The sequence below is a fragment of the Candidatus Neomarinimicrobiota bacterium genome, from assembly GCA_012964825.1.
GTDB lineage: Bacteria > Fidelibacterota > Marinisomatia > Marinisomatales > S15-B10 > UBA2125.
Genome location: DTTI01000084.1, coordinates 13,550 through 25,924, shown reverse-complemented (window position 1 = coordinate 25,924; position 12,375 = coordinate 13,550). Strand labels below are relative to the sequence as shown.

The 12,375-nt window shown below is 45.5% G+C and carries 9 protein-coding genes; all 9 read left to right on the top strand.

Features of this window, described 5'->3' with window-relative positions:
- Positions 1-19: 19 nt before the first annotated feature.
- The gene (gene yidD / locus EYO21_09170; GenBank protein HIB03974.1) at positions 20-310 is read left to right on the top strand and encodes a membrane protein insertion efficiency factor YidD; all 291 of its coding nucleotides are present in this window, start codon (positions 20-22) and stop codon (positions 308-310) included.
- On the top strand, positions 274-2,019 hold the full coding sequence (yidC, locus tag EYO21_09165) for a membrane protein insertase YidC (GenBank protein ID HIB03973.1): 1,746 nt from the start codon (positions 274-276) through the stop codon (positions 2,017-2,019). The genes yidD and yidC overlap by 37 nt, the downstream gene beginning before the upstream one ends.
- Positions 1,968-3,404, top strand: a complete 1,437-nt coding sequence (gene mnmE / locus EYO21_09160; protein HIB03972.1) for a tRNA uridine-5-carboxymethylaminomethyl(34) synthesis GTPase MnmE — start codon at positions 1,968-1,970, stop codon at positions 3,402-3,404. The genes yidC and mnmE overlap by 52 nt, the downstream gene beginning before the upstream one ends.
- Positions 3,405-3,420: 16 nt before the next feature.
- Complete coding sequence (gene mnmG, locus EYO21_09155; protein HIB03971.1) at positions 3,421-5,304, top strand: tRNA uridine-5-carboxymethylaminomethyl(34) synthesis enzyme MnmG; 1,884 nt, start codon at positions 3,421-3,423, stop codon at positions 5,302-5,304.
- The gene (locus EYO21_09150; GenBank protein HIB03970.1) at positions 5,301-8,447 is read left to right on the top strand and encodes a DEAD/DEAH box helicase; all 3,147 of its coding nucleotides are present in this window, start codon (positions 5,301-5,303) and stop codon (positions 8,445-8,447) included. Before mnmG ends, EYO21_09150 begins: the two co-directional genes overlap by 4 nt.
- 63 nt (positions 8,448-8,510) lie before the next feature.
- Positions 8,511-9,245: a peptidyl-prolyl cis-trans isomerase gene (locus EYO21_09145; protein HIB03969.1), complete on the top strand. Its 735-nt coding sequence runs from the start codon at positions 8,511-8,513 to the stop codon at positions 9,243-9,245.
- Positions 9,242-10,531 carry a hypothetical protein gene (locus tag EYO21_09140; protein HIB03968.1) on the top strand — a complete coding sequence of 430 codons (1,290 nt, stop codon included), beginning with the start codon at positions 9,242-9,244 and terminating at the stop codon, positions 10,529-10,531. The genes EYO21_09145 and EYO21_09140 overlap by 4 nt, the downstream gene beginning before the upstream one ends.
- A gap of 374 nt (positions 10,532-10,905) precedes the next feature.
- Positions 10,906-12,030, top strand: coding sequence for a DNA polymerase III subunit beta (gene dnaN / locus EYO21_09135; protein HIB03967.1), 1,125 nt, complete (start codon positions 10,906-10,908; stop codon positions 12,028-12,030).
- A gap of 41 nt (positions 12,031-12,071) precedes the next feature.
- Positions 12,072-12,374 (top strand): DUF721 domain-containing protein, encoded by a 303-nt coding sequence (locus tag EYO21_09130; protein ID HIB03966.1) that lies wholly within the window; start codon positions 12,072-12,074, stop codon positions 12,372-12,374.
- Position 12,375: the final 1 nt, after the last annotated feature.

Here is a 12,375-nt window from a genome sequence, read left to right as displayed (position 1 = left end):
TTTTCAACACGATAGTCTTATGCCGACCTCCCTAAAACGGTTTCGGTTAGCCCTCTGCTCTTGCTCTCGTTGGGCTGTCCGATTACCCTCGATTGTTTTATCACTTTTGGCCCGGTTTCTAATTCAAGCATATCAGTTTGTCTTTTCTCCACTTTTTCCCTCCACCTGTCGCTTCTCCTTGTCCTGCTCTAACTACGCACTGGAAGCGTTTCAAAAGCACTCTCCAGGTAAGGCCATGATATTGACGCTCATAAGAATTTCCAACTGTCACCCATGGGGCACTCATGGAGAGGATCCCGTCCCAGACTGATGGACAAGAAAACCATTTTTGCCTTCCTGTTTATCGCCCTCATCCTGATGGCTATGCCCTATTACTATGAAATGATTGGTCTTGCTCCACCACCCCCACAGGAAGAGGCGGCAGCTCCTAATAATACATCTCCAGAAAAATCGGCTTTGTCAACCCCGAAAGCTTTACGCGGAGGTGTGGTCACTGCAAGCCCAGGCTGGCCGATAAAAACAGCTTTTGAAGAAACAATAGTATATGTGAAGACTCCTCTCTATGTGGCTGGTGTCTCCTCCCGGGGAGGTGGTTCCCTAGTGTCTTTTGTGTTAAAAAACTACACGTTAAATGATTCCTCTCTTGTTAATCTTGTTGTGGCCGAAATCAACAGGGACAATCTTTTAATCAAATTCAAGGATTTCACGGGTGAAAACGTAATCCTTGACAACGCTTGGATATTATCTGACCCTTACGCTCAGAATGACACTGTCTTTGCAATGGATGAAAGCAGGTCTCTAGAGTTTTCATCTACAATAGATGGGAAGATTATAAACAAGGCCCTCACGTTTAATCCTGATAGTTATACCATCGGTTTAACCATGGACCTACAAAGTGTTGGCCGCGACATGATGTCTCAAGAACGCTTCACACTTGTTTGGAATGGAGGCCTTCCATCCACAGAGCCCAACAAGAGCGATGAGGCATCTTTCTACGCCGCCAATCTTTCCCAAGGTCGGGAGGTGACCAAGCACAACGGCAAGGATGGAAATGTTGTCTCTTCAACGGGCAGAACGGATTGGGCCGCCATTAGGTCAAAATACTTTACTGTCGCTATCGTCCCTACCTCTATTAGTAATTACGGAGAAGTAAGTGGGAGAACCAGAACAACCCCTCTTGTCAATGGCAACAGCAAAGCACCCATATACAACCTGTCTGTTGGCTTCTCATCCGCTGCTCCCTCAGCTGCTATTGTCTATCTCGGGCCTCTACAGTATAATAGTTTAAAGTCCCTTAACGTGGGGCTTGAGAACACTATGAGCTTTGGCCTTGCTCCCATACGTGGCATCGGTCGGGGCGTGCTGTTTCTTTTAACGGCTTTTTATGGTTTCATTCCTAATTATGGTGTGGTGCTTATCGTTTTTTCAGTGCTTGTTAAAATTGTGGTCTACCCCCTAACCAAAAAAAGTTATCAGTCCATGAAAGAGATGCAACTTCTTCAGCCTGAACTTATGAAGCTCAAGGACAAATACCAGGGAGACCCCCAGCGGCTTAATAAAGAAACAATGAAAATGTATAAAGAGCGTGGCGCAAACCCTCTTGGTGGGTGTCTCCCTATGCTTCTTCAGATGCCCCTTTTGTTCGCCCTTTTTATTGTCTTTAGGTCTACAATTGAGCTTCGGGGCGCCCCGTTTGTTCTTTGGATAGATGATCTTTCTCAGCCTGACGCCCTAATCCCCCTCCCTTTCTCTCTTCCACTTTATGGAAACCAGATTAGCCTATTGCCCCTTCTAATGGGTGTCTCCATGTTTATACAACAAAAAATGTCAACCACTCAGGCCAACCCACAACAGAAGATGATGACTCAGTTTATGTCTGTCTTTTTTGTTGTTCTTTTCAACCAATTTCCGTCAGGTCTTAACCTTTACTATACGCTCTTTAACGTTTTGACAATTCTTCAACAAAAATATATGATCCACCCCACAGGGGTGGTAAATGTTTCTACAAAGAAGGCGTGATTTCTTCGGTTAGTACTCTCTCCTCCAGTTTAAGCTCAACAATTGCATCTCTCGCAACACCTGCTGGTATTAGCGGAATAGCTGTCGTACGAATCAGTGGTCCTAATTCTCTCTCGGTCGCGCAAAAATTGAGTAGGAAAAGAAAAGAAGTTTTTAAGCCAAGATACGCCCTATATACGCCCCTCTTTTCTCCCCGGGGTCTTGAAATTGATTCAGGTGTTCTCACCTTTTTCCCTTCACCACATTCTTATACGGGTGAGGACGTTTTAGAGCTCTCTTGTCATGGTGGTGTTGTTGTTGCCAACGAACTACTAGACGCATGTTTCTCTTTAGGTTGTGTTCCTGCCCACCCAGGTGAGTTTACAAGGCGTGCCTTTATGAACGGCAAGATAGACTTGTGTCAGGCTGAGGCTGTTGCTGGTGTTATTATGTCAGAATCCTCAATGGACAAAGAGGTTAACTATAAAATTTTAACTGGTAGATTTTCAGACCTTGTGTTAAAGCTTAAGAGTTCTCTTTTTGGGCTTGTCACCATTTTAGAGGCTGAGCTCGACTTCACTGACGATGAAATAAAACCAACACCGCAAAAAGACAAGGCTGCCCTTGTTTCCCTTGTTTTGTCCCAAACAAAAGAGGTTCTCTCAACCTATACAACAGGAAAGGTTCTGCATCGTGGTGCTTTGGTTGCACTTGTAGGGAAACCAAATGTTGGAAAGTCAAGTTTGTTGAATGCGATCCTATCCGAGGAAAGAACTATTGTTTCGGAAAATCCGGGCACAACACGAGACGCTGTTGAGGTTCCTTTCCTAATCAACAACTTCCCTGTCAGGTTGGTAGACACTGCCGGCCTCGGGAAGCCCAACAGTGCTGTCGAGGGACGTGGAATGGACTTCACACGAAATTATGTAAATAAGGCCGATCTTCTTTTAAATGTTGTGGACATTTCTCAACCCAAAACAGCTGTAAAAAAGGACATTATTAACTCTGATAACCAACGTCCCGTCATTCATGTTTTAAATAAATGTGATCTCTTGAACAATGGCCCTTCCGAACAGTGGCTTTCAATGTTCCCCAATGTTTCAATAACGTCAGCCCTGTGTGGTGATGGGGTCGATGATTTGCTAAGGTCCATCTACAAGAGGTTTGTTCAGCGTTCAGCTCTTGTTGGGGGGGTGGTTCTAACAAATGCCCGGCACAAGCTTGCCCTTGATGGGGTGGCGGAGTCTCTCGAGCGTGCTCTCTATGTTATCTCTTCCAACGAATCCTCTGAAATCTTAGCCGTTGAGCTCCGGGGGGCGCTTTTTCATCTTGATGAAATTTTGGGCATTACAACCGTTGATGATATTCTCGATAATATTTTTTCAAACTTTTGTATAGGCAAATAATGTTTCACGTGAAACCATGTTTCTAAAGAAAAATTACGACGTGGTGGTCGTTGGTGGTGGTCACGCTGGTGTTGAGGCGGCCCTCGCATCCGCCCGCTTGGGCCTGCAGACCGCCCTTATTTCTTTGGATCTTTCTGTGTTGGGGCGAATGTCTTGTAACCCTGCTATTGGTGGCCTTGCAAAGGGACACCTTGTGAGGGAGGTTGACGCACTTGGCGGACAAATGGGCCTTCTCGCTGATTCTGCTGGACTTCAGTTTAAAATGCTAAACAAATCCAAAGGTAAGGCTGTATGGTCTCCTCGGGCGCAAATAGACAAAAAGCTTTATGAGCGGCTTGTTCTTTCTGTGGTTCAATTAGAACCAAATCTCCACACCCTAGAAGGAGAGGCGCGCAAGGTTCTCTGTAAAAACGGTGAGGTGGTTGGTATTACTGTTGGTGATGATATTCGGGTTGGTTGTCGCTCCCTTGTGTTAACCTGTGGAACGTTCCTTAATGGTCTCATTCATGTGGGGAGGAGAAAAATTCGTGCTGGTAGAATGGGAGAGGAGGCCTCTGATGGCATTACTGAGTCTCTTGCTTCCCTCGGCTTTGCTCACGGAAGGCTGAAAACTGGTACGCCGCCACGCCTTCGGAGGGCCTCAATAAATTGGGCCGCTGTACATCCGTTCTCTGGAGATAAAAACCCAAGACCTTTTTCTTTTCGCACGGGTGGCTTCAACCCACCAAACATAGCTTGTCATACAACTCAGACCAACCAGCTGACACACGAGATTATTTTGGATCACCTTTCTGATTCTCCCATGTACTGTAACGAGATTAAGGGTGTTGGTCCTCGCTACTGTCCCTCTATTGAAGACAAGGTTGTAAGGTTTAAAGAACGGGACAGTCACCACCTGTTCCTAGAGCCGGAATGGTTGGGGTCTAGCCAAATATATACAAATGGCTTTTCAACAAGTCTTCCTGAGGAAGCACAGTTGCTGGCCCTCCGGACGGTCCCTGGTTTAAAAAACGTCTCCTTTTACAGGCCGGGCTATGCTATCGAATATGATTTTTTTCTGCCGTCTCAGCTAAAAGCCTCTCTTGAAACAAAAGACCTTCAAGGACTTTTCTTTGCTGGTCAACTTAATGGTACTTCTGGCTATGAAGAGGCTGCTGCCCAGGGTTTGATTGCTGGGATTAATGCTGCTATGTATTTTCTTGAAAAAGATCCGTTGGTTCTCCGTCGCAATGAGGCTTATCTGGGGGTGTTGATTGACGATCTTGTTACAAAGGATACTTTGGAGCCCTACCGCATGTTTACTGCTCGTGCCGAATATCGGTTGTTGCTTCGGCATACGAACGCAGATCTTCGCCTTTCGGAGACTGGTTATCGCCTTGGGCTTTTAGATGGTGCTAGCTTTAATTTGGTTTGTAAAAAATCACGTTTTCTAAACAACAGTACTAGAACAATACAAACTTCTCGACCCGAGCTTTATAACACCAATGCTTTTCTCTCTTCTATTAAAGAAACTCCCGCCCCTGAGAAGGTTTCTTTGGCTGGGCTTCTTCGGCGGCCTACCGTTAGCTTAAAGATGTTAATTGATGAGGGGGTCCTTTCTTTGGATTTGCGTGGCTTCTCTAAAGAACAACAGGAAGACCTCCTTGATGAGTTGGAAACAATAATTAAATATGAGGGTTACATTCGTCGTCAAGACTCCCTGATTAAAAAGTTAATTCAAAATGAGTCTTCCCACATCCCGGCTTCTTTTAAATTTAATGAGTGCAATGCCCTTTCTTCCGAGGCCCGAGAGAAACTCAATATTGTTCGGCCTGAAACGTTAGGACAGGCCTCACGCATTTCAGGTGTCTCTCCCTCTGACGTTGCGGCGCTTGCGGTCCTCTTGGTCGCTCGAGAATGACTGTTTCACGTGAAACGGTGCCTACGGTTTCACTTGACAAGATTGTGCGGTCAATTACCCGCCGGCTTTGCGAGCTTGGCGGTGATAAGCCTTCGTTTTGGACTCCATACACCAACGTTCATGGTTCCTTGTTGCCTTTTCTTTTTATCGCTCTGGCTCGTTCAAAAACAAAAAAATGTGTTGTTGTGGTTGACGATTATTCTGTTCAAAAGAAGCTTTATGAGTCCCTGGCGGCCTTGTCGCCTGGTTTGGCGTTGGCTTTTGTTGGTTCTGGGGAAGAAGAACATCTTACTGGTGCAGATCTTCACGTTTTAAATCTTTTTGCTGCTGGTGAGACACCTTTGCTTATTGTGCCCCAGCACCGGTATCGCCTTGTCTGGTCTAGTCTGTTTGGTGGTCCTGAAGACAGTATTAAACTCTCTTCTCTGAAAAGCCGCGAAGCTTTGGTTTCTCTTCTGTTGGGCTGGAAAATGAAACAAGCCCCTGCTGTTAGCGCCCCCGGTCAGTTCGCTCTTCGGGGCGCCATTGTTGACTTTTTCTCTTTTGGGGCTGCTGGGCCTCTTCGAGTTGAGTTTGCTGAGGAGAAGCTTTCCTCTGCAAGGTTTTTTGATGTCGCGACACAAAGAATGCTCCGGCAGGTTGATGTCAGTGGCGTCGTCCTTTCGGCCCCTTTGGTTATGGGCTCCCAACAAGAGAAGGATCCCTTCACCAAAAACCCTGTTAATGTTACCTGTTTTTTTGTTGAACCCTCCGGTTCCCCCGATATTTTTAATCTTCAGCCTGTTTACATGGATGAGGATGGTCGTGAGTTGGACTTGGGTTGTGTCTCTCATCGAGGTTTTAAAAACAACCCCAGGGTTTTTACGGCGCTAGTTGCTCAATTCAAAGAAAGTCAAATAGTTGAACAGTTTGTTTTCCTCCACAAGACCTTTGTTGACCGGGCCTTAACAGTTGGGGTTTTGGATTTCTTTTCGTTTTGTCACTTACCTCTTAGTGGTTCTTTTGCGTCGGCCCCTCTTGGCTTCTTCTGGGTTTCATTAGACCAGCTCATTGATCTCCCTAGGGTACCTGACGCCCCTTTTCGGGAAAAAGAGGTTTCTTCTGAGCCCAGTCTCGGGTTTGTTGGCTTGCCTTGGAATGGACCTGTTGTTCATGAAGGCCTTGGAATTGGCCTCTATAGGGGTCTTTCTCAGATTACAAAAAATGGTGTTAAAACGGAGTGTGTTGCTCTCAAGTTTAAACATGGTGACTTGGTTCATGTGCCGCTAGAAAGGCTTGACGTTGTGCACAAATACCTTGGTTCAGAAGAAAAGCCGGCACTTACTGACCTTCGTACGAGCCATTGGCAGCGATCAAAACAAAGCACAAGAGCGTCTGTGGGTAGGGTCGTAGATCAGTTCATTCAAATATATAGTGATAGGCAGGGGGCACGTGGGTTTTCGTTCTCACCCGATGGTGAGTTCCTTCGCGGCCTTAGAGAAACGTTTCCCTACACTGAAACTGTTGATCAAATGAACTGCTATAAAGATGTTTGTCTCGACATGGAGAAAGATGCCCCCATGGACCGTCTTATTTGCGGTGACGTGGGCTTCGGCAAAACAGAAATTGCTATTCGAGCCGCCCTTAAGGCTGTTTGTAGTGGCAAACAGGTCTCACTTTTAGCTCCAACCACAATTTTAGTTAATCAATTGTTTAATAGCTTCTTTTCTCGGCTTGAACCTTTTGGTGTTGTGGTTCGACACCTTTCTCGCTTTGCTAAGCCTACAGATATAAAGAAAACACTGCTTGGGCTTAAAATGTTAACTGTTGATGTTGTCATTGGAACACACCGTTTGCTTTCCAAAGACGTCTCAATTCCTCACCTCGGTCTAATTATCATCGATGAGGAGCATCGCTTTGGCGCCAAACACAAGGAAATGCTGCGTGTGCTCCAGTCGGGTTGTGATGTTTTAAGCATGAGTGCAACACCCATTCCGCGCACTTTACAATTTTCTCTCATGGGGGTTCGTGATGTTTCAACAATCAGAACACCACCCCCTGGGCGCCTTTCTGTCATTACGTCCATAGAAAATTTTGATGTAAATCAAATTAAAAATGCGATTGCCTATGAAATTGATCGCGGAGGACAGGTTTTCTTTGTACAACACAACATTTCTGGTCTTGGGCGGATTGCTCGCCGCATTAGAAGCCTTTTTCCCAAACTAAACATTGGGGTTGCACACGGAAAAATGCTTAGTGACGAGCTTGAATCTGTTATGCTAAGAATGTACCAGGGAGATGTTGACGTCTTGGTTTCCACCACAATTATTGGGGCGGGGCTCGACCTGCCTAATGTGAATACAATTCTCATTAATAACGCTCATCTGTACGGTCTTTCCCAGCTTTACCAAATGCGGGGGCGTGTGGGCCGCTCTTCTCAACAGGCTTACTGCTACCTGTTAATTCCGGGGGCCGATGTAAGTCCAGAAGCCCATGAGCGTCTTAGAACAATCCAACACAACACTGCTCTTGGCTCGGGATATGATATTGCTCTTCGAGACCTAGAGCTTCGGGGTGGTGGTAACCTTTTTGGGAAAGAGCAGAGTGGCCACCTCGCAACTGTTGGGTTCCATCTTTATTGCAAGATTGTAAAAGAGGTGGCGGAAGAAAAAAAACAAAAAAAAACACCCCAAAAGAAAACACAACCGCAACTTTCATTGTCTGTGGAAGGTGACGCCTTAATACCTGAAAAATATGTTCAACAACAGGAAGACCGTCTTCACTTTTATCGCCGACTGGCAAGCGCGAATTCTACCTCAGAGATACAGGACACCGCCGAGGAAATCCTAGACAGGTTTGGTCCTCTTCCAGAACCTGTGTTAAATCTCCTTTATATAAAGAAAATTCGGCTCGCTTCCCCTGGGTGCGCCGTTGAGTCCGTGGAGGCTGGACAGGGTGGTGCCAAACTCTGGTTAGGCTCGAACAACAATGGCAACGTTGTTGATGTTGTCCACCGCTACTGCGGTGTGCTGAAAAAAAACAACGCTTCGTTTACCGTTGTCAATGATGGTGAGCGGACTGGGATTGATGTCGAAACAAGCTCCCTTTCTTCTGCTTTGCGAACTGTGGAAATCCTTTTTGAATCACAAGGCCCTCCCGGTTAGTTTTTCGCTGTGTTTTTCTTCTTTTCGACAGCTCTTTTTCGTCTTTTTTGTTTTACTTTCTTTATGAGCATAATTTCAAGCTGCGCTAAAAAAGACACAAACAAGGAACCTTCCACAACCCCTAGGGTTGGAAGCACTACAACTGAAGAGCGCAACAAAACAAACGAGGGTCAGCCAGCTTCTCGTGAGCTGCTCTACCGTGCCGCTGTTTCGAGCAACTTACAAAACGAGGCTTCTGTTAGACAATTAATTGATGATTATAGAAAAACTGTTTATGGAAACCTGTATTTGGAACATTACCTCTCCTCAAAAATAAAAGTAACCATGGATGAAATTAGAGATCGCTATCTCTCTAATAGGCCAACCTATCGGCGGCGCACAGACGAGGTTCGACTAATACAGTTCCTTACCCAAAACGAGGGTTCTGCAAATGAAGTCAAATTCACCCTCTTACAATACGATGCCAGGCTAAGAATTTCTTTATTGAAAGAGAACCGGGTCTCTCCCGTCACTGTTTCGCCTGGTGACATGCCAGAAGAATTAGACCTCCTCCTTTTTGGGTCTTCCCGTCCCCGTGGCGTCTTGGGTCCAGAGAAAACACAATATGGATATCACGTTCTAGAGGTTCTCGAGTTCTTCCCTCAAAGTTCTTATCAGGGCCTTGACGAAGTTTATGATGAAATTAGCCAGAACATCTACCGGTCTAAGCGGGCCAAGCTGTATGGTCTCTTGTTAGACAGCCTAAGAAATGTCTATCCACCCAACGCTGATGTTGGAGGGGCACAGAAACCAAGATGAAAAACAAAAAGCCCGGCCTCTTTTTTGTCCTGTTTGGGGTTGGCCTTCTCCTCTCGGGGCAAAATCTTATTGATGGTGTGGCCGCTCTTGTGGGGGAGCATGTTATACTTAAAAGTGATGTTGCACAACTTGTACAAATGACAGCCATTGAGCAACGCTTAGATCCTCGCCTTGATATGGATAAACTCGAGAAACTCCAAAAACAAGTTCTTCAGTCTCTTATTAACCAAAAGCTTATCCTTGAAATTGCTGAGGTTGAAAGCATTGAGGTGGAAGACCGAGAGGTTGATCAGGCGGTCGAGCAGTATCTTGCCCAGTCAATCTCCCAGGCTGGGTCAGAGGAACAGCTAGAAAAAATTCTAGGTAAGCGTGTAGGTGAAATTCGGCGCATGTGGTGGCCCGATATGCGCGATCAGCTCATTGCCGAGCGGTACCAAGGTCGGCTTTTTGGGGGCATAACCATAACTAGGGATGAGGTGTTTGTGTTTTACAACAATTATAAGGACAGCCTTGGGTCTGTCCCAACCCTATACAACACAGACCACATTTTCTTCAAGTTGAGACCCGGTAGAGAAAGCCGGCGCCTCGCTTACAGTTTTATAGATTCACTAAAAAAGAGAGTCCTCCTTGGCGATAGCTTTTCGCAACTAGCTGAGATGTTTTCTCAAGATCCCGGCTCGGCTAGGAGCGGAGGAGAGATGGGTTTCGTTACTCGGGGTACTTTTGTGCCTGCCTTTGAGCAGGCGGCTTACGCTTTAGAACCTGGTAAATTAAGCGATATTATAGAAACCGAGTTTGGATACCATATTATAGAAGTCTTAGAGGCCATGGGTGACAAGGTGAATGTTCGACACATCTTGATTGCTCCCAAGGTAAGCCCGGCCGATGAAGACAGTCTCTACGCTTTTGCCTTAAACATAAGAGACAGCACAACTACGGAGGATGACTTTTCGCGCCTGGCAAAAAAGTACTCTGACGACATAAGCACAAAGGACCTGGGTGGGCGACTTGGTTGGGTCAATCCCAATCAATTTCCTATAGAAGAAATCGGCCAAGTGTTACCGACCCTTAAGGTTGGGTTTCCGTCCCCCCCTGTAACGACCAAAGACGGCTTTCATCTCTTGCTTTTGCTTGAGGTGAAGGAAGGAGGAACCCCTACGCTAGCAACTCATTGGTCAGAGATTGAAGGCCTCGCCCTTGCGAGGAAAAAGTCAAGTCATTTCAACGAGTGGCTCAGAGAGGCTTCCGCCTCTATTTATGTGGAAAACTTTTTGATAGAGCGGTGAAGCTCTCTTCAGAAATTAACCACAAAAACAAGCTATAAGTCTTAATAGTTCCCCTTGTTTTTCTTTTTGTTGGAGCGCGAAACCATGGATGCTCACTTCTCAACAGCTTATACACATAAAGCAGAAAGTGAGCCTTCCCCTTTATAAATGTTCCGGCTTACTCGTTATGGGGATTAATGTCTTGTTTTTATTGTTTTGCACACCGTATATAATAATTAACTAAGATTTAAATTTTAGAAAGATTAACATAATAATTAAGATTCAAAACTCACAAATAACGAAAAAGGTGTTGTCCGAGAAACGAAATTTAGGTAACGTAAAATCAAGATTTTATCCCAGGTTACTCTTTTCGGGCTAAGCAAAATCAAAAAATTATGAATGTTTCAATATCAAGAAATTCGCTCCAGTCTGCTTTACAAAACCTAGCCAAGGCAACGCCTACAAGATCTACCATTCCAATACTTAGCAGTGTACTGTTCACCGCGCGGAAGGAAGAACTTGAAATGCGCACCACAGACCTTGAAATTACGCTTGTGACCACAGCCCAGGGGTCCGTAGAGAGTGAGGGTGGCGTTGCTATTCCGCACCGCACGCTTATGGACATAACGAACGCGCTGCCAGAGACAGACGTGACGATTGAATCAAATGATGAACACCGGGTTGTTATTCAAACTTCCTTTGGGAATTACGACATTTCCGGTGCACCACCCGAGGATTTTCCTACGATGCCGGAAGTGGACAACAAAAAAGAGATTGGGATTGCCTCTTCTGTTCTTAAGCGCCTTGTTGAAAAAACATCTTTTGCCTTGAGCTCAGATGACCTGAAACCAGCCCTGATGGGAGCCCTGTTTGAAGTTTTGGAAAACAGCATTTCGGTTGTTGCGACGGACGGACACAGGCTGTCCGTCTGTTCCCGGTCTGATTTTTCGTCGAGGGGGTATGAGGGCCGTGTTATTGTACCCAAAAAGTTTCTTAATTTGTTATTGCCCTACTTAGACGGCCAAGGAGAAACAGTTCTTTGGGTGGGGGACAACCACCTCACAATCTCATTTAGTGGAATTACAGCCTTTTCGAGAGTGATAGACGAACGGTATCCAGACTATAAGACGGTTTTACCCAAAGATAACAGTAAAATACTAACCGCGGACAGGGAAGAAATGCTTGCCTCCGTTCGGCGCGTATCAATTTTTTCTAACCGAGCCACAAGGCAGGTGGAACTGAGACTCTCAAATGGAGAGGCCGTTGTTACAACAGAAGACCCGGAGAGTGCGTCAAGCGCCCAAGAGAAGTTTCAGGTACAATATGAAGACGAAGATTTAACGGTGGGTTTTAATGCTAATTATCTTGTGGATATTCTGACGCACATTGACACCGAGAAGGTCGTTCTTCGGTTAAACTCACCTATTTCAGCAACGCTGGTAGGCCCAGACAAACAGGAAGAAAACGAAGAAACAACAATGCTCCTAATGCCTATGCGTACTGGAGGAGAACAGGTTTAAAAGAAGTTTTTCTGTTCGTGCCGAGCGGAAAATATTAGTTTATAAACAGCGGGAGACTTGGCCTATCTGTGCAACCACTTAAATCAGCACTAAGCACAGCTTTAAAACAAGGTGGTCTTGACAGGGCGATGCGCCAAAACAAGGCCCTTTTAATTTGGGAAAATATTGTTGGGAAATCCGTTGCCAAAAATTGCACACCGGAGGAGGTAAAGCACGGAATTTTAATAGTGAGGGCATCAACTCCTGTGTGGCGAAACGAAATGGCAATAAAGAAAAAAGAAATCCTTGAAAAACTAAACAAAAAACTAGGGGAAGAAACAATAAAGAAAATTCGGGTTATATAAA